At 68.8% G+C, this 19,232-nt stretch carries 18 protein-coding genes; 8 read left to right on the top strand and 10 right to left on the bottom strand.

Annotated features, from left to right (window positions below; genetic code table 11):
• Positions 1–88: 88 nt before the first annotated feature.
• The 3 genes from NJ1_RS35060 to NJ1_RS39910 are packed head-to-tail and all read right to left on the bottom strand — an operon-like array spanning position 89 to position 2,716.
• Positions 89–1,759 carry a (2,3-dihydroxybenzoyl)adenylate synthase gene (locus NJ1_RS35060; protein WP_067703724.1) on the bottom strand — a complete coding sequence of 557 codons (1,671 nt, stop codon included), beginning with the start codon at positions 1,757–1,759 and terminating at the stop codon, positions 89–91.
• A gap of 58 nt (positions 1,760–1,817) precedes the next feature.
• A complete protein-coding gene (locus NJ1_RS35055) occupies positions 1,818–2,525 on the bottom strand; it encodes a disulfide bond formation protein B (protein WP_218025311.1) in 708 nt (235 codons plus the stop codon).
• A gap of 26 nt (positions 2,526–2,551) precedes the next feature.
• On the bottom strand, positions 2,552–2,716 hold the full coding sequence (locus tag NJ1_RS39910; protein ID WP_169813243.1) for a DUF5993 family protein: 165 nt from the start codon (positions 2,714–2,716) through the stop codon (positions 2,552–2,554).
• Positions 2,717–2,874: 158 nt separating this feature from the next.
• Here NJ1_RS39910 and NJ1_RS35050 point away from each other — a divergent pair, with 158 nt between their 5' ends.
• The 3 genes from NJ1_RS35050 to NJ1_RS35040 all read left to right on the top strand — a co-directional run bounded on the left by NJ1_RS35050 (position 2,875) and on the right by NJ1_RS35040 (position 5,471).
• On the top strand, positions 2,875–3,756 hold the full coding sequence (locus NJ1_RS35050) for an oxidoreductase (protein WP_067703722.1): 882 nt from the start codon (positions 2,875–2,877) through the stop codon (positions 3,754–3,756).
• 36 nt (positions 3,757–3,792) lie between these two features.
• A complete protein-coding gene (locus NJ1_RS35045) occupies positions 3,793–4,155 on the top strand; it encodes a PH domain-containing protein (protein ID WP_067703719.1) in 363 nt (120 codons plus the stop codon).
• 221 nt (positions 4,156–4,376) lie between these two features.
• Positions 4,377–5,471 (top strand): 3-deoxy-7-phosphoheptulonate synthase, encoded by a 1,095-nt coding sequence (locus tag NJ1_RS35040; protein WP_067703717.1) that lies wholly within the window; start codon positions 4,377–4,379, stop codon positions 5,469–5,471.
• Between the two features lie 98 nt (positions 5,472–5,569).
• Here NJ1_RS35040 and NJ1_RS35035 read toward each other — a convergent pair whose 3' ends face one another.
• Positions 5,570–6,154: a GNAT family N-acetyltransferase gene (locus tag NJ1_RS35035; protein WP_067703714.1), complete on the bottom strand. Its 585-nt coding sequence runs from the start codon at positions 6,152–6,154 to the stop codon at positions 5,570–5,572.
• A 91-nt stretch (positions 6,155–6,245) separates the two neighbouring features.
• Here NJ1_RS35035 and sigJ point away from each other — a divergent pair, with 91 nt between their 5' ends.
• Positions 6,246–7,169 carry an RNA polymerase sigma factor SigJ gene (gene sigJ / locus NJ1_RS35030; protein ID WP_067703711.1) on the top strand — a complete coding sequence of 308 codons (924 nt, stop codon included), beginning with the start codon at positions 6,246–6,248 and terminating at the stop codon, positions 7,167–7,169.
• Positions 7,170–7,231: 62 nt separating this feature from the next.
• Here sigJ and NJ1_RS35025 read toward each other — a convergent pair whose 3' ends face one another.
• Positions 7,232–7,465: a hypothetical protein gene (locus NJ1_RS35025; RefSeq protein ID WP_067703709.1), complete on the bottom strand. Its 234-nt coding sequence runs from the start codon at positions 7,463–7,465 to the stop codon at positions 7,232–7,234.
• 191 nt (positions 7,466–7,656) lie between these two features.
• Between NJ1_RS35025 and NJ1_RS35020 the strand changes: the two genes are divergently transcribed.
• Positions 7,657–8,844, top strand: a complete 1,188-nt coding sequence (locus NJ1_RS35020) for a pyridoxal phosphate-dependent aminotransferase (RefSeq protein ID WP_067703758.1) — start codon at positions 7,657–7,659, stop codon at positions 8,842–8,844.
• Positions 8,845–8,918: 74 nt separating this feature from the next.
• Positions 8,919–9,563: a LysE family translocator gene (locus NJ1_RS35015; RefSeq protein WP_067703706.1), complete on the top strand. Its 645-nt coding sequence runs from the start codon at positions 8,919–8,921 to the stop codon at positions 9,561–9,563.
• 28 nt (positions 9,564–9,591) lie between these two features.
• Here the strand turns inward: NJ1_RS35015 and NJ1_RS35010 are convergent, their stop codons facing one another.
• The 4 genes from NJ1_RS35010 to NJ1_RS34995 all read right to left on the bottom strand — a co-directional run bounded on the left by NJ1_RS35010 (position 9,592) and on the right by NJ1_RS34995 (position 14,191).
• Positions 9,592–10,998 (bottom strand): M1 family metallopeptidase, encoded by a 1,407-nt coding sequence (locus NJ1_RS35010; protein ID WP_067703702.1) that lies wholly within the window; start codon positions 10,996–10,998, stop codon positions 9,592–9,594.
• 61 nt (positions 10,999–11,059) lie between these two features.
• Positions 11,060–11,698 carry a LysE family translocator gene (locus tag NJ1_RS35005; protein WP_067703699.1) on the bottom strand — a complete coding sequence of 213 codons (639 nt, stop codon included), beginning with the start codon at positions 11,696–11,698 and terminating at the stop codon, positions 11,060–11,062.
• A 97-nt stretch (positions 11,699–11,795) separates the two neighbouring features.
• Positions 11,796–12,473: a DUF3239 domain-containing protein gene (locus tag NJ1_RS35000; protein WP_067703696.1), complete on the bottom strand. Its 678-nt coding sequence runs from the start codon at positions 12,471–12,473 to the stop codon at positions 11,796–11,798.
• 59 nt (positions 12,474–12,532) lie between these two features.
• Positions 12,533–14,191 carry a DNA repair helicase XPB gene (locus NJ1_RS34995; RefSeq protein ID WP_067703693.1) on the bottom strand — a complete coding sequence of 553 codons (1,659 nt, stop codon included), beginning with the start codon at positions 14,189–14,191 and terminating at the stop codon, positions 12,533–12,535.
• A gap of 242 nt (positions 14,192–14,433) precedes the next feature.
• Here NJ1_RS34995 and NJ1_RS34990 point away from each other — a divergent pair, with 242 nt between their 5' ends.
• Together NJ1_RS34990 and NJ1_RS34985 are read left to right on the top strand one after the other, a co-directional pair.
• Positions 14,434–16,017 (top strand): endoglycoceramidase I, encoded by a 1,584-nt coding sequence (locus NJ1_RS34990; RefSeq protein ID WP_084479177.1) that lies wholly within the window; start codon positions 14,434–14,436, stop codon positions 16,015–16,017.
• Between the two features lie 293 nt (positions 16,018–16,310).
• On the top strand, positions 16,311–16,838 hold the full coding sequence (locus tag NJ1_RS34985) for an LppU/SCO3897 family protein (RefSeq protein ID WP_067703690.1): 528 nt from the start codon (positions 16,311–16,313) through the stop codon (positions 16,836–16,838).
• A gap of 9 nt (positions 16,839–16,847) precedes the next feature.
• Here the strand turns inward: NJ1_RS34985 and NJ1_RS34980 are convergent, their stop codons facing one another.
• Complete coding sequence (locus NJ1_RS34980; protein WP_067703687.1) at positions 16,848–19,205, bottom strand: helicase-associated domain-containing protein; 2,358 nt, start codon at positions 19,203–19,205, stop codon at positions 16,848–16,850.
• Positions 19,206–19,232 lie beyond the last annotated feature (27 nt).

The raw sequence follows: 19,232 nt of genomic DNA, 5'->3' as shown, positions 1-19,232 counted from the left end.
GGATGACGCGGGCGCGGGCGCTCGCGTGGGATACCGATACCCCCGGATCGGGTATCGGAATTCGGTGCGAGCGCCCGCGAGTCGGGGGTCAGCCGCGCGCGGCGAGCGCCTTCTTGTCGATCTTGCCCACGGCCGTCACCGGCAGCGCGTCGGCCTGGCGCAGCACGTCCGGCAGCTTGTAGGTGGCCAGACCGCGCTCGGTCAGGAACGTCTTGATCTCGGCCAGCGTCGGCATGTCGCCGTCCACCACCAGGAAGGCGCAGACCTTCTCGCCGAGCGTCGCGTCGGGGATCCCGACGGCAGCGGCGTGCCGGACCACCGGATAGGCCAGCAGGTGCTCCTCGAGCTCGTCGCAGGAGATGTTCTCGCCGCCGCGATTGATGACGTCCTTGATGCGGCCCGAGACCATCAGATGCCCGCTCGGCAACCGGCGCACCAGATCTCCGCTGCGATAGAAGCCGTCCGGGGTGAAGCTGCGGGAATTGTGTTCGGGGGCACGGTAGTAGCCGCGCAGCGTGTACGGCCCGCGTGTGAGCAGCTCGCCTTCCTCGCCGTCCGCGACCTCCTCGCCGTCGCCGTCGACCACGCGGACCTCGTCGGCGGGGGAGAGCGGGCGGCCCTGGGTGGTGCACACGAGATCGTCGGAGTCCTCGGCGCGGGTGTAGTTGAGCAGGCCCTCCGCCATGCCGAACACCTGCTGCAGGCGCACGCCGAGCGCGGGCACGACCTCGCGGGCATTGACCTCGGCCAGTCGCGCGCCGCCGACCTGCAGCAGCCGCAGCGAGGACAGGTCCGCCTCCTCCCATTCGGTTGCGACGCACCACAGTTGCGCCAGCGGCGGCACCACGGCGGTGACCGTGACCCGATGCCGTTCGACGGCGGCGAAGGCGCTCTCGGGGCTGGGATCGCTCAGGAAGGCCATCGCGCCGCCGGTCGCCACGGTGCCGAGTACGCCGGGGCAGGCGAGCGGGAAGTTGTGCGCGACAGGCAGTGTCGCGAGATACACGTCCTCGGGGGTGAGCTCGCACACCCGCGCGCTTTCCTTCGCGTTGTACGTGTAGTCGTCGTGGGTGCGGGCGATGAGCTTGGGCAGGCCGGTGGTGCCGCCCGAGACCAGCATGAGCGCGATGTCCGACGCGTCGATCTCGGGCAGCGAATCACCGTCGGCGGGAATCGAGTTCAGCGCGGTGAAGGCGCCGGGATCGCCGAGCACGAGCACGTGCCGCAGGGTCGGTGCGGTGGCGGTGACCTCGGTGGCCAGGGTGCGATAGTCGAAATCGCCGAACCGGTCCGCGATCACGTACGCGACCGCGCCGGAGAGCCGGCTCAGGTGATCGATCTCGGCTCGCCGGTGCGCGGGCAGGGTCAGCACCGGGATGATCCCCGCGCGCAGCAGCCCGAAGAGCACGGGCACGAATTCGGGCACGTTGGGCAGCTGCACGACCACCCGGTCACCCGGCGCAATGCCGAGCGCCAGGAACCCGTGCGCCATCCGGTCCGCCGCGGCGTCGAGTTCGGCGTAGGTGACGGCGGGAGCCGCATTCGGCTCGGCCGGAGCCGGAATCAGCTCCGGTCGCGGGCGGTCCGGCTCGCCCAGCAGGGCCGGTCGATCGGGCCACTGCCGGGCGGCGTCGCCGAGCAGGTCGCCGAGCGGGCGGCCGGCCCAGTAGCCGTTCCGCCGGTACTGCTCGGCGAGGTCGGCGGGAAAGGGGACGAAGCCGTCGCGATGGTCCGTGGCGGCGGTTGGTGTCGATGTCACAGCTCTGGCCTCTAGCGGTAAGGGTGGCGTAAACAAAGGTTAGGCAACCCTATCTCAGTCATTCGAGGATCGGACACTCCCCATCGATCACGCCCAGGTCGTGGAAGAGCTGATAGCAGGAGGGATTGTCGGGCAGGTACCAGTGCAGGCCCGCCAGCGCGAACACCGACACCAGGTTGATCACGATGACGATGCCGCAGAACCACAGGGCCGCCCTGCCGAGTCGCGCCGACACCCCTCGGGTCGGCACGATTTCGGCCGCGGTCTCGTTGGCGAAGGTCAGCACGACGCCGATGGTGGTGACGGCCGCGACGAAGAGCACCAGCGCCCACACGTACAGGTGCAGACCCAGGACCGCGCCGCCGTAGCCGGGGTCTCCGGGCAGGATGTGCAGCATGGTCTGGCGCCACGCCGCGAAGCCGCCACCGAAGCAGCCCACGATGCACAGGCCCCAGCCGGTCATGTAGTCGCGCCGGGAGATCCTGCCGCTCATACCCTTTCGCACGATGTACGCGCCGCCGAGCGCGGCCAGGATCATGAAGTTGCGCTGCACCATGCACAGCGGGCACGGATAGTCCCAGCTGCCGAACTGCACGCCGAGCCCGCCGCAGACCACGCCGGTCCAGCCGACCACGAAGATGACCGCGAGCCAGTACTGCACCTGTCCGAGCGGGCCGCTACCGCCCTCGGGGGCAAAGGGTTCCGGCGGCAGGGCGCGCGGGAGCGAGGTCATGCGCGATGCCGAGGCGGGGGGCTCGGAGGTCATGGGCGGGATTTCGTGCGGCGGCGGGATCACCATGTCAGCCCCAATCCGAGTCCGCTGGTGATGTGGTGCCGCAGCAGCAGCGCGGTGGCGATCAGCATGACCCACCAGGCCGCCAGGACGACCGCTCGGGAGCGCTGTCGATAGATCAGAACCAATGTGGCCAGCAAACCGGCCCATATGATCGTGTCCATGGTTTCGGACGCTACCGTGTGCCCTGATCAGGGCATTCGAAGCGGATTCGGACACGCCGCACGCGGGGTGGGCGGGCGACCGAATCGGCTATTTCCCGGCACTCGGCGCTTCCGGTCGAGACCCGGCGGGGCGGCCCGAGCGCCTCTAGACTCGACCCGTGAGCGATTGGGATACCTCGAACATCCCCGATCAGAGCGGCCGGACGTTCATCGTCACGGGCGCGAACAGCGGACTGGGCGCGGTCACCGCGCGAGCGCTCGCCGGGGCGGGCGCACAGGTGATCATGGCCTGCCGCAACGAGGTGAAGGCGCGCGGCGTGGCCGATCGGATCGGCCCGAACGCCACGGTCCGGCGGCTCGACCTCGCCGATCTGGCCTCGGTGCGTGATTTCGCCGACTCGATCGAGTCCGCGGACGTGCTCGTCAACAACGCCGGCGTGATGGCGGTGCCGCTGCGTCGCACCGCCGACGGCTTCGAAATGCAGATCGGCACAAACTATCTCGGCCACTTCGCGCTGACCGGCCTGCTGCTGGACAAGATCCGCGATCGCGTGGTGACCCTGTCCAGCGGTGCGCACGCCCTCGGTCGCATCGATCTCACCGACCTGAACTGGGAGCGCCGCGGCTATCAGCGCTGGGCCGCCTACGGGCAGTCCAAGCTGGCCGATCTGATGTTCGCGTACGAGCTGCAGCGCCGGCTCACCGCGAACGGCTCGGCGAAGCTCTCACTCGCCGCGCATCCCGGCTACGCCGCCACCGATCTGCAGGGGCACACCGAGTCCTTCCAGGACACCTTCCTGGCGATCGGAAACAAACTGTTCGCGCAGAGCGCCGAGATGGGCGCGCTCCCAACGCTTTACGCCGCCACCGCCGAGGTCGAACCCGGAGGGTACTACGGCCCCACCGGTTTACGCGGTCTGCGCGGGCATCCGGGCCGCAGCGGATCCACCTCGGCCTCCCGCGACGAGGTTACGGCGCGGCGACTCTGGGAACTCTCCGAGCAGCTGACCAAGGTCGGCTACCAGTTCGTTCGAAGGTGAGAAAGCTCCGAGAGTGAGCAGCAAGGGCTGGGGCGCATGAGCATTCCGTACGACCGGCGTGAACAACTGGAGAAGATCCAGGAGGGACTGCTACCGGGAGAACAGATTCTGGCCGTCTACGACGCGATCGGAGTGGGGACCGGATTCCTGGGCCTCACCGACCGCCGGGTGATCATCCAGGACAACTCTTTCGTGGGTAAGAAGATCGCCATCACCAGCATTCCGTACGCCCGCATCAGCACCGTGAGCGTGGTCACCAACAAATCCTTCGCGGGCCAGTTCTTCTCCTCCGGCCACATCGCGATCAGCACCGGGCACCACAGCTACGAGGTCGAGTTCCGTGGCGACGAGAAGACCCGGCACGTGCACGAGGTGATCCTGCACTACATCGCGCGCTGACTCGCACGTGTCGCACGCCATACACCGGCTGTGTCATTTCTGATACTGTGCCCGGCATGCAGCGCGTGTATTTCTGGTTTAGCCAGCCGGCCCCGGGTGGGCCGAGCGGCGTGAACCTGCGCTGACTTCCTCCACCCCGAGCCGGATGACTTGACCGGCTCCAAGGGGTTTTCGAGAGTGAATTCCAGTGGGTCGGCCTGAACAAAAGGAACCCACGAATCATGTCTATCGACGCCGATCTCGACCGGCATACCGATCTCGACGACCAGCGCACCCTCAGCGTGAGCCCCTTGCTCTCGCCGCGCGAGGTCCGCGCCGCGCACCCGATCGACGACACCCTCGCCGATATCGTGCGCGCCGGTCGCAAGGCCACCGTCGATGTCCTGAACGGAACCGACGACCGCCTCATGGTCATCGTCGGCCCGTGTTCGGTGCACGATCCCGAGGCCGCCATCGACTACGCCCGCCGCCTGGCCGCCAAATCCGAGGAACTCGGGGACCGGCTGCACGTGGTCATGCGCGTCTACTTCGAGAAGCCGCGCACCACGCTGGGCTGGAAGGGGCTGGTCAACGATCCGCACCTGGACGGCACCTTCGACATCAACACCGGTCTGGATCTGGGCCGGCGACTGCTGGTCGACATCACCGCGCTGGGCCTGCCGGTGGCGTGCGAGTTCCTGGATCCGATCACCCCGCAGTACATCGCGGACCTGGTCGCCTACGGCGCGATCGGCGCGCGCACCGCCGCGAGCCAGGTGCACCGTCAGCTCTCCTCGGCGCTGTCCATGCCGGTCGGCATCAAGAACGGCACCGATGGTGACGTGCAGGTCGCGGTCGACGGCGTGCGCGCCGCGGCGGCCAGCCACGTCTTCCCCGGCACCGATCTGGACGGCCGCTCGGCGCTGATCCGCACCGCGGGCAACCCGGACTGCCATGTCATCCTGCGCGGCGGCAGCAACGGCACCAACTACGACGCCGCCTCCTGCGCGGAAGCCCTGCTGAGACTGGAGAAGTCGTCGCTGGAGCAGCGCCTGGTGGTCGACGCCAGCCACGGCAACAGCAAGAAGGACCACAACCGGCAGGTCGACGTGGTCACCGATATCGCGGGCCGGATCGCCGGCGGTGAGGGCACCGTGGTGGGCGTCATGCTGGAGAGCTTCCTGGTCGCGGGCCGTCAGGATCTGACCCTGGGCCGCGCGCAGGATCTCACCTACGGGCAGTCCATCACCGATGCCTGCCTGGACTGGGACACCACCGCCGCGCAGCTCGAGGTCCTGGCCGACGCCGTCGCCCAGCGCCGGATCGCTCGGTCCTGAGTTCCCGCCACCTGCTCGTGAAGTTCAGGTGGGCACACGATTTCGTGGCTCCCCGCGTCGCGTGCGAAGGCGCGCGGCGGGGGTCCCACGGGTGGGGATCACACTCCGGGCGGCCACCCATCGGCCGGTCCGGCCGGATCGGTGTGCAGCCGTGAGGCGACCCAGAGATCGCGGCGGACGCCCCGCTGCACTCCGCCGCCGCGCAACCGGCCCTCGTAGTGGAACCCCGAACTGCGGGCCACCGCGGCGGAGGCGTGATTGCCGATGATGGCCCGCCACTCGAGCCGCTCGAAGGCGAATCCGGTCAGGTCGAACGCGGCCCGGCAGACCAGGTCCACCGCCTGGGTCATCAGTCCGCGCCCGCGTGCTTCGGGCGAGAGCCAGAAACCGATCTCGGCCGTATCTCGATCTCGGCGCGGCAGGTAGAGCGGACCTAGGCCGATCATGCCCAGCACGGGACCGTGCTCGGCCGGGCGCAGCGCCCAGGTCGGTGCGCGATCCGCCCAGCCGGGCGTGACGATGTCGAAGACGAACTTCTCCGCGTCGGCCCGCTCGTAGGGGACCGGCATGGTGGTCCATTCCCCGATCGAGGGTTCCCGGCAGCAGGCGGTGATGGTGTCGATGTCGTGCACCGTCGGGGGCGAGAGCCATAACGTCCCGTTCGAGAGCGTGCGCGCGTCCATCGCGTCATGCTGACACGGAACCACCCACGGGTGCACCGGGTTTCCGGGTCCGGTCGCGGGCGTGCCGGACCGCCTCCGTAGCATCGATCCGATGGTTTCCGCTCTTCTCGCCGATTTGTTCGAATCGAATCGGCCGCATCTGCTGTCGGTGGCCTACCGGTTGACCGGCAGCGTCACCGACGCCGAAGACGCGGTGCAGGAGAGCTGGCTGCGCCTGGCCGTGGCCCGCCAGTACGAGATCGACGACCTGCGCGCCTGGCTCACCACCGTGGTCAGCCGCATCTGCCTGGACCGGCTGCGCAGCGCGGCATCCCGGCGGGAAACGTATGTCGGGCAATGGCTTCCGGAGCCCATCGTGACCGCGTCGTCGCCCTCGGGGGCTCCGGACCCGCTGGCCGCGTTGATGCGCAAACAGGACTACCGCTTCGCCGCCATGGTGGTGCTGGACACCCTCACTCCGCCGCAGCGCGTGGTCTTCGTTCTGCACGAGGGGTTCGCGGTGCCGTTCGAGGAGATCGCCGACATCCTGGGTGTGTCCACCGAGGCGGCCCGGCAGTTGGCCACTCGTGCGCGCAGGGCCGTCGCGCGCACCCCGGATCCGGTGCCGGACGCCGAGCACGAGGCGCTGGTGCGGCAATTGCTGGACGCGCTGGGGCAGGCCGATCTGGATGCCGTTGTGGCGCTGCTGCATCCGGATGTGCACACCATCGGAGACGCGGGCGGTACGACCTCCACCGCGATCAATGTGGTCGCGGGCGTGGACAAGGTGGCGCGCCTGTGGCTGGGGATCCAGCGGATCCACGGACTGGGTGATCCCGAGCGGCTGCCGGACGCACTCGAATTCGTCCTGGTGAACGGTCAATTGGGAGTGCTGGTGCACGAGCGGGCCTCGGGTGACGGCTACTCCGGGACGACGACCCGGGTCTTCGGGTTCACCGTTCGGGACGGAAAGATCTGGGCAGCTTATGATCTGGCGAACCCCGCCAAGCTCACGGGTATTCGCGTACCGCACTGAGCGTCCCGACTGGCCCGATGGGCGGCACACCCCCGACACGGCTTGCCGCTCATCGGAATTCGTCAGTTGGCGAACGATCCCACATTGTTGCTGCAGTCGCCGCCGGACAGGCTGACCGACCCGGTCGGGGAGCAGGTGCTCAGGCCCGAGCCGGTGGGGATGCCCGAGCCGGTGCCCGGAATGCCGGAGCCGGCATTCAGCGACGATCCGGAGAAGCCGATGTATTGCGCCGCAATGTGATGAACGAGATCCACGGCGGACGCCGGATGCAGGAGAAGATCGATATACCAGGGCATGATTCGCCCCTTTCGATAAAACCGCGGGAGCGGTGTGAGTCAAAACACGGGCAGGCTAGCCGCCCTTGGGCGAATGCACAACGGACCAGGTAGAGGCCCCGGAAAAAGTGTGAAACATAGCTGTTCGCTATGGCATCGCAACCGTATGTCGAGCCGCCGGGACGCCGAGGTCGGTGGACTATCCTCCCGATATGCCCAAGACACCGACCGTCGCGCGCCTGCGTCCCTTCGCGTCGACGATCTTCGCGGAGATGACCGAACTCGCCGTCCGCCACGGCGCGGTCAATCTGGGCCAGGGCTTCCCGGATTCCGACGGTCCCGCGGGCATGCTCGACGTGGCTCGCCAGGCGATTGCCGACGGACTCAACCAGTACCCGCCGGGGCGCGGGATGCCCGTGCTGCGCCAGGCCATCGCCGCGGACCGGGCTCGCCGCTACGGCACCCACTACGACCCCGACAGTCAGGTGCTGGTCACCGTCGGCGCGACCGAGGCCATCGCGGCCACCATCCTCGGGCTGGTCGAACCCGGTGACGAGGTGGTGCTCATCGAGCCCTACTACGACTCCTACGCCGCGGGGATCGCCCTGGCCGGGGCGCGGCGGCGCACCGCCCGGCTGATTCCGGACGGGAACGGCTTCGTCCTCGATCTGGACAGCCTGCGCGCCGCCATCACCCCGAAAACCCGCATGCTGCTGGTGAACTCGCCGCACAACCCGACCGGCACCGTGCTCTCGCGAGCCGACCTCACCGCCATCGCCGAGATCGCCATCGAACACGATCTGTACGTCATGGCCGATGAGGCGTACGAGCATCTCGCCTTCGACGGGCACCGTCACATCAGCCTGGCCACGCTGCCCGGCATGTTCGAGCGCACCGTGGTCGTCTCCAGTGCCGCCAAGACCTTCAGCGTCACCGGCTGGAAGATCGGCTGGGCGTGTGCGCCCGCGCCGCTGCTGGACGCCGTGCTGGCCGCGAAGCAGTTCCTCACCTTCGTCGGCGGCGGTCCCTTCCAGCCCGCCGTGGCGCACGCGCTGAGCAACGAGCAGCAGTGGGTGGCTGCCCTGCGCGACACCCTCGCCGAGAAGCGCCTGCGCCTGTCGGCGGCTCTGGCCGAGGCCGGTTTCGACGTGAAGCGCAGTGACGGAACCTATTTCGTCTGCGCCGACATCACGCCGCTCAGCGATGCCGACGCCTACACCTTCTGCCGCGAACTCCCCGAACGCCTCGGCGTCGCCGCCGTCCCGGTCAGCGTCTTCGCCGACGACAAGGACTCGTGGAATCGCCTGGTGCGCTTCACCTTCTGCAAGAAGGAAGAGACCATCGAGGAAGGCATCCGCCGCCTCCGCGCCGCCAACTCCGCCCGATCCGCGCCCCACTGACCACACCGGCTCGCAGGCCACCGGGGTTCGACTGGACCGCGACACGGGCGGGAGCGGGCAGCAGTATCGATGTCATGATCGGAATGACTGCGGTGCTCGGGGTCGGCGCGGCGGCACTGGGCATGGTGCTGACGCCGGGGCCGAACATGATGTATCTGGTGTCACGGACCGTGTCGCAGGGGCGACGGGCCGGAATGGTGTCGCTCGGCGGCATTTTCGTGGGATTCGCGGTCTATCTGGCGGCGGCCACGGCGGGGATCATCGCGGTGTTCGCGATGGTGCCCGCGCTGTACCTGACGCTGAAACTCGCGGGCGCGGCCTATCTGGGCTGGCTGGCCTTCAAGACCCTGCGCCCGGGCGGGACATCGCCGTTCGTGCCGGGCGAACTGCCCGCCGATCCGCCGCGGCGGTTGTTCACCATGGGCCTGGTGACGAACCTGCTCAACCCCAAGATCGCCGTCATGTACATGGCCCTGATCCCGCAGTTCGTGGTGCCCGAACAGGGCCGGGTCTGGTTGCAGAGCCTGAGCCTGGGGGCTGTGCAGATCGTGGTGGGGATAGGTGTGGATGCTTTGATCGTGCTCGGCGCGGGCGCGATCGCGAGCTTCCTGACCGGGCGGCCGCTGTGGCTGCGCGCGCAGCGCTACGTGACGGGGTCGGTCCTGGGGGCGATGGCGGCCCTGGTCGCGACCGACAGGGCGCGACCGCTCCCGGCGTGAGAGCGAGCGGCCCTGTCCGGCGCGATGGTCAGGAGCGCAACGAGCCGGGGTAGAGGTACTCGTCCGCAGGTGGCTCGGTGCGATCCAGCCAGGCCGCCAGGAATCCGGTCAGATCCTGAGTGGTCTTGGACTGCAGGAACTTCCGGAACTCCGGCATGGAGGCGTTGCCGTACCTGTGCGCGTTCGCGAACTCGTGGATCGCGGGGAAGAAGATCGCGTCGCCCAGGGTGCGGCGCAGGGCGTGCAGGAACAGCGGCCCGCGGTAGTAGACGGAGGTGAATTCCTTGCCGACGCCGGGATTCTGCAGCGCGTTCTCCCAGAACTTCGGATCGTCGCGGTACTTCGCGAGCGTCTCGCGGTACTGCCCGTCGACGTCCGCGCCCTCCTTGCGCTCGGGCCACAGATAGTCGGCGGTGTAGCTGGCGAAGCATTCGTTCAGGCAGATGTCGGACCACTGCTTCACCGAGAGCGAGTCGCCCCACCACTGATGAGTGATCTCGTGCACCACGGTGTCGAGCTCGGTCCACGGCGCGTAGATCGGCCGGGACTGGGTCTCGAGCGAGAACTGCAACTCGGTGTCCACGTAGATGCCGCCGGCCACGTCGAACGGGTACGGGCCGTACAGCTCCTCCTGGAAGTCCAGGATCTCCGGCAGTCGCAGCTCCATTTCCTTGGCCTGCAACGCATCCGGGGCGAACGCGCTCAGCAGCGGAGTGCCGTTGGCGCGCCGCTGCTCCAGGAATTCGAACCTGTCCACGGCGACGGTGGTCAGATAGCCGATCACCGGCTGGCGCATCTCGAAGTCGACGGTCCGGTCCGGGCCCTGCACCACATCGCGCACCTTGGACCCGTTGGACATCACCTCCCACTCCTGCGGCACGGTGGCGTGCAGCGTGAAAGTGGCCTTGTCCAAAGGGGTGTCGTTGAGCGGATACCAGCTGGTGGCCGAATGCGGTTCGCCCGCAACGAAAGCCCCGCCGCTGGGGGAGAGCACCCAGCCCTCGCCGTCACTGCCGGTGACCGGGCCCGCGTACTCCACCTGCACCGTGAACGCCAAGCCGGGCAGCAGCGGCAGTGTGGGGGTGACGACGAGTTCGTGCTCGTCGCGCCGGTCGAACCAGGCGGGCAGGTTGTTGACCGTCACCTTCGAGATCGGCGGGCCGTTGAAATCGAGGTTGAAGGTGCGCAGCGCCTGGGTGGCGACGGCCTCGATCCGGGTGGAACCGCGCAGCTGCTGGGTCGGCGGATCGTAGGCGATGGTGACGTCGTAGTGCGTGGCGTCGTAACCGCCGTTGCCGTCCATCGGGTAGTAGGGATCGCCCAGACCCGAGGAGCCGGTGAAGGGATCGGCCGGATCCGCCTGTGCCGGAACCGCACTCGTGAAGGCGACCAGTGCCGCCCCTACCGCCGTGTACCGCCCCCACCTGTGCCTCATACGCCGAGCCGCCCCTTTCCGGCGCCGATCGCCGACCAGCCGATGCTAGTCGGCGCCCGGCTCAGTTGGTCGATCCCGACACGGCGACGCTCGCGCCGAGGCCGATGATCATGACCCCGCCCGCGCCGCCGACCGCCTCGAGCCGCTTCGGGGACCGGGCGAACCAGTCCCGCGCCGAACCCGCGACCAGCGCCCACACGGTGTCGGACACCAGCGCCACCCCGAGGAAGATCGCGCCCAGGATCAGCATCTGGACCGGCACCGGACCGGCCTTCGGCTCGATGAACTGCGGCAGCACCGCCGAGAAGAAGATGATCGCCTTGGGGTTGGTCACGCCGACCAGGATCGCCTGGCGCAGCACCCGCCGGGTGCCCACCGGATCGGCCGTGGACTGCAGGGCCTCGCGCAGCGAGCGCCGCTCCCGGATGGCCTGCACGCCGAGGTACATCAGATACAGCGCACCCGCGAACTTCACCACCGCCAGCGCGATGGCCGAGGCCGCCAGGACCGTGCCCAGTCCGGCCGCGACCAGGCACAGCACGGTGAGCACGCCGATCGAATGCCCGAGCACCGACAGCAGTGCGGCACGGCGGCCGTGCGTGAGTGCCCGGCCGATCACGAAAAGCACACCGGGACCGGGAATCACGACGATCACGAAGGCCGCGACCAGGAATGTCACCACGTTCGCGACAGGAATCATCGATTCAGTCTATGTCCGGCCGGAGCGCTTGTCGCGGGAATAATCACCGGTCGCGACGGGTGCGGGCGGGGTTCGCGAGCCCCGGCCGAGCACCGATTCAGCCGCGCCGAAGTTCCTCGGGGAGCTGTTGCGGATCGAGCAGCAGGCGCTTGGCATCGACCCGCCGGACCTTCGCGGCCAGATCCAGATTGTCGGCCAGCAGTTGCCATTCCGCCTCGCGGATGGCGCCGCGCGCCCGTTCGACGACGTTCGGGTCGCGGGTGCCCCACGCGATGGGCATGGCGCTCACCGATTGCCACAGATCCCCGACGCCGACCGAGGTGGGCGCGCGGTCGATGCGCACGGTGACGGCCGGAACGCGTTCCCCGGTGCGGAGGTGGTGCCCGGGCAGGCTGCCGACCGTGCGGGTGACCAGCGCGTAGCGCGGGCCGTCGGCGTTCGGCTTGCCAACGGTCACCAGCGCCAGTAGCGTCGCGCCGCCGTCGTCGGTCTCCGAGATCACCGCGGGCACGAGTTCGCCTGCGGCGTACAGCTTGTCGACGCGCCCGCGATGCGGGGTCCACAGCCCGATGAACAGCGAGGTGGCCGCCCCCAGTACGAATGCCACCGCCAGCAGATACGACCAGGGGTGGTTCAGCCAGATCAGGAAGCCGCTGCCCAGCCCGAGCACGATGGCGGCCGCGATGGCCGCCACCCGCAACCGCCGCAGGTCGGCGACGACTTCGTTGACCGCCCGGGCATGCTCACGGTCCACCGCGAATTCGAAGCGTCGCACCCTCGTTCCCTCCCGCGTTCGGAGTCCGCCTTCCATTGATATGGAGACTGGCCCTCCACTTATCCTATCGTCGGCCCGAGCAGATCGTCCGCATCGGTGATGCGATAGGCATACCCCTGTTCCGCCAGGAAACGCTGCCGGTGCGCGGCGTATTCGGCGTCCAGCGTGTCACGTGAGACGACGGAATAGAAGTGAGCCTGGCCGCCGTCGTGCTTGGGTCGCAGCAGCCGGCCCAGGCGCTGCGCCTCCTCTTGTCGCGATCCGAAGGTGCCCGAAACCTGAACGGCCACAGACGCTTCCGGTAGGTCGATGGAGAAGTTGGCGACCTTGGACACCACCAGCACCGGGATCTCCCCGCGCCGGAACGCGTCGAAGAGTTCCTCGCGCTCCTTGTTGCGGGTGGAGCCCTGGATGACCGGAGCGTTCAGGTGCTCGCCCAGTTCCTCGAGCTGATCGAGGTACGCGCCGATCACCAGCGTGGGCGCGCCCTTGTGCCGGGCCAGGATCGATTCGACCACGGGCAGTTTCGTGCGCGCGGTGGAACACAGCTTGTAGCGCTCCTCGGGCTCGGCCGTCGCGTACGCCATGCGTTCGGCGTCGGTGAGGGTCACCCGCACCTCCACGCAGTCCGCGGGCGCGATCCAGCCCTGGGCCTCGATGTCCTTCCACGGCGCGTCGTAGCGCTTGGGCCCGATCAGCGAGAACACGTCTCCCTCGCGGCCGTCCTCACGCACCAGCGTGGCGGTGAGGCCGAGGCGGCGACGGGACTGCAGATCCGCGGTCATGCGGAAGACCGGCGCGGGCAGCAGGTGCACCTCGTCGTAGATGACCAGACCCCAGTCGCGGCTGTCGAACAGTTCCAGATGCCGGTACTCGCCCTTGGTCTTGCGGGTCACGACCTGATAGGTGGCGATGGTGACCGGCCGGATCTCCTTGCGCTCACCGGAGTATTCGCCGATCTCCTCCTCGGTGAGCGAGGTGCGCGCGAGCAACTCGCGCCGCCACTGCCGCCCGGCCACGGTATTGGTGACCAGGATCAGCGTCGTCGCGCCCGCCTTGGCCATGGCCGCCGCGCCCACCATGGTCTTGCCCGCGCCGCAGGGGAGTACGACCACGCCGGAGCCGCCCGCCCAGAAGGAGTCGACCGCCATCTCCTGGTAGTCGCGCAGATGCCAGGCGTTCGAGGTGTAGTCCAGGTCGATGGCGTGCGCCTCGCCGTCCACATAGCCCGCCAGGTCCTCGGCGGGCCAGCCGATCTTCAACAGCATCTGCTTGATCCGCCCGCGCTCGGACGGGTGCACCGCGACGGTGTCCTCGTCCAGGCGCGCGCCGAGCATGGGGCTGATCTTCTTGTGCCGCAGCACCTCCTCGAGCACCGCGCGATCCAGGCTGACCAGGGTCAGCCCGTGGGCCGGATGCTTGACCAGCTGCAGCCGGCCGTAGCGGCCCATGGTGTCCACGATGTCGACCAGCAGCGGCTGCGGCACGGCGTAGCGGGAGAAGTTGACCAGGGCATCGACCACCTGCTCGGCATCGTGGCCGGCCGCGCGCGCGTTCCACAGGGCCAGGGGGGTGATGCGATAGGTGTGCACGTGCTCGGGCGCGCGCTCGAGTTCGGCGAACGGCGCGATCGCCTGCCGGGCCGCGTTCGCCGACTCGTGGTCGACCTCGAGCAGCAGCGTCTTGTCACTCTGAACGATCAGCGGACCGTCGGTCACGAAGCCTCCTGGTTGTCCGACCCGATCGGGCCGCCGTCCATTGTTCCTGATGGCACCGACAGCGGTAGCCGCCGGAACCGGTGGCGGCACTCGGGTGGAGCCGCCGCGCTCGAAGAGTGAACCGTCGGACGACGATGTCAATTCCGTCAAAACGGTCAAGACCCGAGTTTCTGTGGCTACGATCACTCCGCAATTGGACGCTTGTCCATTTGTCCGATCGAGTGAACTGAACAGAGGTGCCGATGTCCGGACGCGGTAGACGGTGGCTGGCGATCGCGGCGGCGGCGCTCGGATGCGCCCTCGCCATGACGGACCTGCCGGCGCGAGCGGCCCCGGCGACTCCGGACATCGGCCGGATCGCGATCGAGGGCTCCCGGTTCGTCGACGCGCAGGGCCGGGTGATGCTGCTGCACGGCGTGAACAATGTGGACAAGGACGCGCCCTACCTGGAACTCGGGGACGGCTTCACCCTCACCGCCGACGACGCGGCGCTGCTGGCCGGGCACGGCTTCAACACCGTGCGGCTCGGCGTCTCCTTCGACGGACTCATGCCGACCCGGGGCGTGGTCGACACCGCGTACCTCGATCGGGTGGCCTCGGTGGTGGACACGCTGGCGCAGTACGGAATTCACACGCTGCTCGACAATCATCAGGACGGATTGTCGAAGATCTGGGGCGGCAACGGATTTCCCGAATGGGCGTTGAGCTCCCGCCCCGGCGCGCTCGAACCGAACGTCGGGTTCCCGCTCTACTACCTCATGCCCAGCATGAACAAGGGCTGGGACGAGGTCTGGAACAACGACAACGGCGTCCTGGACCAGCTCGGCGATGCCCTGGGGGCGCTCGCTGCGGCCGTGCGCGGGCACGCGGGTGTGCTCGGCATCGAGCTCATGAACGAGCCGTGGCCGGGCACCGCGTTCCTGTCCTGCTTCCCGAACGGCTGCCCGGGCTTCGACGTGAAATATCAAGCGGCCATGCAGAAGCTGACCGACGCGGTCCGAGCGCGCGACGGCGGGATCAACGTCTTCTGGGAGCCGAACGTGACCTGGAACGAGACCATGCCCTCGAATCTGGGCAAGAACCCGCCGATCACCGCACCCGATATCGCCTTCGCGCCGCACGACTACTGCATTCCGAGTCAGCTGGCCATCTATCTCGGGCTGCCGGCCTTCCTGCGCGGGCTGTGTCCGGTGCAGCAGGACAAGACCTGGGGCAATATCGACTCCTTCACCGCGCGGACACAGTTGCCGACGCTGGTCACCGAATTCGGCGACGGTGATCCGGCCGTGCTCACCAATACCCTCGTGCGAGCCGACGAGCGTTTCATCGGCTGGCAGTACTGGCACTACGCCTCGCGCTTCGGCGCGGGCGGACCGCGGCCCGATCCGTTCCTCGGCGATGTCGGGCGGCAGCTGGTGCGCACCTATCCGCGGGCGACGGCGGGCACGCCCGGCCGGATGGTATTCGATTCGGCCGGTGGCGATTTCGCGTATCGGTATACGCCGCGGGCCGGAATCGGGCCGACCGAGATCTACGTCTCCGATCTGCATTACCCGAGCGGTTACGAGGTGCGGGTGGACGGCGGCACGGTCACCTCTGCGCCGGGGGCCCGGGTGGTGACCGTCGAGGCGAGCTCCTCGGGCCCGGTCACCGTCTATGTGAATCGGCCGGGTTCGAAGGGTGCGACGGTGCCCACCGGCCCGATCGGCAGCGGTTCGGCAAGCGGTTCGGCGAGTGGTTCCGGGGCGCTGGGCTCCTCGGACTCCGGTTCGGCCGGAAGCGGTTCTGCGGGAACGGGATCCGGTGGTTCGGGGTCGGCGGGCTGAATCTCGCATTCGTCGATTCGCATGTGTAACGAGTCACTGTTCGGGTACGACACATCCCATGGCGCTACTTTCTGGACGCGCGCCCAAATTGAGAGGGAACACTCATGAACTTCCTTGGCCTGAACATGCTCAACAGCCTGTTGCCGACCATCATCGCGCTGTCCTGGATGGGCATGCGCGGATTGTCGATGCTCTGATCGGCATTCGGACTTATGGCGGTTCGGGCAGCTCACGGGTATTCTCACCGCGTTCACGGCAGCCGTGAATTGTTCGGTGAGAAAGGTTTTCGCTAAGTGAAGTTCGCAGGAACGAGGCCGATTCTCCGCCTCGTACTCGCCCTCGTGGCGGTGGCCGTTGCCGTACTGGCCGTGAGTGGTTGTTCAGCGGTCAAAGACGCCAGCAAGTCCGATACGGCGAAGGCCAAGGTCGGTGACTGCATCAATGTCATCGAAGGATCCATGGTCGACTCCAAGACCGAGCCGGTCGACTGCTCGAACGAGAAGGCGGTCTACCGGGTCGCCCAGATCTTCGACACGAAGACCGATTGCAAACAGGAGCAGACGTCCTACGAGGAAACCCTCAACGGCGGTACCACCGCGTTCCTGTGCCTGACACCCAATTTCAAAGAGGGCTCCTGCTACAACGAGAGCCAGACCACGGGGTACAAGTTCGTCGCCTGCACGGCGCCGGAGGCCTCGTTCAAGGTGACCAAGCGCGTGGACGGCCAGGCCGACGAATTCCAGTGCGCCACCGATACGGCACTCGGATTCCGGCTCGTCGAGGACCCGAAGACCACGTTCTGCCTGGGTAATCCCAAATAGGCCCGAAAGCTATTCGACCAGGGCGACCGACGCGATCCGGTGCAGCGTGAAGTGCCGGACCGCGCCGGTCACCGGGTCGAGGGCATCGAGTTGGCCGCCACCGATCTTCAGCGGCTCCACCACGCGCTGCGTCGCCACGCCCGAGGCGTCGACGTAGCCGATGTGCACCGGACGCCGGGTACGCACCGCCAGCTGCAGCAGGTTCAACGTGGCGGCGGTGCTGCTGCGGCTGCCGTCCGAACGCACGGCCTCGCCGGGCCGGGCGCTCGCGGCCCGTTCCCCGGCCCGCAACTCCGCCACCAGGGCGTGCAGCTGATCGGCGTTCGGCGGATTCGGCCGCCAGTTCGGGCGCTGCGCCGAGCGCGCCGAGAGCCGCGCGCCCCGCGGCCGCAGATCCACGATCACCCCGGACGAATCCTCGCCCGCGGGACTGAATCCCGCCGCGCGCAGCTGTTCGAGCACTTCCCCCAGCGACGCCTGCGAAATCGCGACCGTGGGCGCCACGGCCCGCAGTGCCAGCGCCGCCGCGACGGGGGCGGCCAGCACCTCCGCGAGTAGTCGGGGATCCTCACTGCGCACGAACGACTGCGCCATGCCCGCGCGCAACCGGCCGTGCCTGCGCGCCACATCGTCGATGAGATAGGTCAGCGACTGCGGCACCGGAGTGCGCGAATGCGCCGTGAAGAGGTTGTGCAGTTCGGTGGCCGTCGCGCCCGCGTCCAGGGCGCGTCGCACCGAGGTGTCGCTGATCCGGTAGACCGTTGCCGCGCCCGCCGATTCGACGTCCGCGACCAGTTCGATCCGGTCCTGCAGCTCCGGGACCAGCGGGCCGGGGGCGATCACCGTCAGATCGGCTTGCACCAGGACGTGATCCACCGGATCCGGCAGCGCCGAGGCCATCTCGGTTTCGGCGTCGGCCTGGCTGCCGTGCAGCAGCGCCCGGCCCGCGGAGGTCATCGCGCCGCGTGCCACCACGCCCAGCGACTCCGCCTCCGCGAGTGTGCGTTCCACCGATTCGAGGCGGTAGTGCCGTCGCCAGCGCGGCTGCCGCCAGGCCAGCACGCGGCCCAGATCGGCCGCGGAAACCCCGGTGCCGCGCGGATATTCGGCCAGCAGCTCCAGCACGGCCCGCCGATCGCGGATCGCGTGCACATTGCGCAATTCCGCGGAGAGCGCGGCCAGTGGTTTGTCGTTGGCGTCGCGCAGGCCGATCATCCACGGGAAGCGATCCAGATCCAGCCACGCCTGCGCGAGCACCACCCAGCGGCGCGGCGGCACCACGGCCAGCCAGGCGTCCGCGGTGGTGGTGGGGGCCCAGTAGTCGTCGGTGGGCTCGCCCGGGGGCGGCGGTTCCGGAGTACCCTTGTCGAGCAGCCTTGCCGCGGAAAGGATTTCGGTCAGCAGGCCGAGCCGGTTCTCCTCGACGCCGGTCTGCTTGGCGACCCGGCGCAGCTCGCGCACCCCGAGTCCGCCCGATCGCAGGGCCGGGGCCGGGGCCTGACCCAGCACCTCGAGGATGGCGGCGCTGTGCCGCAGCACCTCGCCGACCTCGCCGGCCGCGGCGGCGTTCACATCGGCGGGGGAGTGCTTGCGCTGCTCGGCCTTCGGCGCGGAGAGGGCATGCGGATCGGTGACCGGCTCACCGCGCAGCAGCTGACCGACCGAGGCGGGCAGCTCCACCGTCTCGTCGTCGATCCAATTGAGCAGGCGCGCGGCCAGCAGTCGCTGCACCGGCCGGTCCTCGGGGGTGCCGGCCGCCGCGTCCCGGGTGCGGCCGCGCGGGTTGGTGGTGGCCAGCTTGTCCAGCAGGCCGCGTTCGGCCGGCGCGAGTTCGGCCAGGGCTGCGACGATCTCGGGTTCGGTCAGGGCGTCGGGTAGCTCGGTGGTACTGCCCAGCGGCCACGGCAGCGCCTCCTGGGCCGATGCGGTGAGCCGCAGCGCCTTGTCCGGACCCCAGGCCAGGGCGCGGGCGCGCAGGCGCTGCACGGCCGCCGCGAGGGCCGCGGCCGAGACCCGGTCGCCGAGAATCGTGCGCAGCCGGGTCAACGGGACGGGTGCGCCGTGGCGGCCGTCGGCCGCGCCGTGCACCACCAGGGTTTCGATGACCGCGAAGTCGAGGGTGTCCAATTCGTCGGTGGCCCGGAGCACCGAGGCGCGCTGTTCGGTACGGGCGGCCAGCACCGCCATCGAGGCGGGCAACGGCACCGCCAGATCAGGCCGCAGCTCCAGCAGCGTGACGAGTTCCTCGTCGCTGCGCGCGGCCAGCCATTCGGGCAGCGGAAGATCGGCCGCCGCAGCGGCCTTGGGGCTCGTGCGGGTTCGGCGCGAGGAGGCGGCGGTATCGGTCACGTCACCCGATCCGGACATGGATGGGCGGCCGCCGCGGCGACAGAA

This window comes from Nocardia jejuensis NBRC 103114 (assembly GCF_001613145.1).
GTDB lineage: Bacteria > Actinomycetota > Actinomycetes > Mycobacteriales > Mycobacteriaceae > Nocardia > Nocardia jejuensis.
This window is presented reverse-complemented; position numbering and strand designations above follow the sequence as displayed.

What these genes read in the sequence shown, in the direction of transcription:
- NJ1_RS35035 (WP_067703714.1), bottom strand. Translation starts at nt 6,154, where the DNA reads ATGGACGCGCGCACGCTCTCGAACGGGACGTTATGGCTCTCGCCCCCG.
- sigJ (WP_067703711.1), top strand. Translation starts at nt 6,246, where the DNA reads ATGGTTTCCGCTCTTCTCGCCGATTTGTTCGAATCGAATCGGCCGCAT.
- NJ1_RS35010 (WP_067703702.1), bottom strand. Translation starts at nt 10,998, where the DNA reads ATGAGGCACAGGTGGGGGCGGTACACGGCGGTAGGGGCGGCACTGGTC.
- NJ1_RS35025 (WP_067703709.1), bottom strand. Translation starts at nt 7,465, where the DNA reads ATGCCCTGGTATATCGATCTTCTCCTGCATCCGGCGTCCGCCGTGGAT.
- NJ1_RS35040 (WP_067703717.1), top strand. Translation starts at nt 4,377, where the DNA reads ATGTCTATCGACGCCGATCTCGACCGGCATACCGATCTCGACGACCAG.
- NJ1_RS35005 (WP_067703699.1), bottom strand. Translation starts at nt 11,698, where the DNA reads ATGATTCCTGTCGCGAACGTGGTGACATTCCTGGTCGCGGCCTTCGTG.
- NJ1_RS35055 (WP_218025311.1), bottom strand. Translation starts at nt 2,525, where the DNA reads ATGACCTCCGAGCCCCCCGCCTCGGCATCGCGCATGACCTCGCTCCCG.
- NJ1_RS35020 (WP_067703758.1), top strand. Translation starts at nt 7,657, where the DNA reads ATGCCCAAGACACCGACCGTCGCGCGCCTGCGTCCCTTCGCGTCGACG.
- NJ1_RS35045 (WP_067703719.1), top strand. Translation starts at nt 3,793, where the DNA reads ATGAGCATTCCGTACGACCGGCGTGAACAACTGGAGAAGATCCAGGAG.
- NJ1_RS34980 (WP_067703687.1), bottom strand. Translation starts at nt 19,205, where the DNA reads ATGTCCGGATCGGGTGACGTGACCGATACCGCCGCCTCCTCGCGCCGA.
- NJ1_RS39910 (WP_169813243.1), bottom strand. Translation starts at nt 2,716, where the DNA reads ATGGACACGATCATATGGGCCGGTTTGCTGGCCACATTGGTTCTGATC.
- NJ1_RS34990 (WP_084479177.1), top strand. Translation starts at nt 14,434, where the DNA reads ATGTCCGGACGCGGTAGACGGTGGCTGGCGATCGCGGCGGCGGCGCTC.
- NJ1_RS35015 (WP_067703706.1), top strand. Translation starts at nt 8,919, where the DNA reads ATGATCGGAATGACTGCGGTGCTCGGGGTCGGCGCGGCGGCACTGGGC.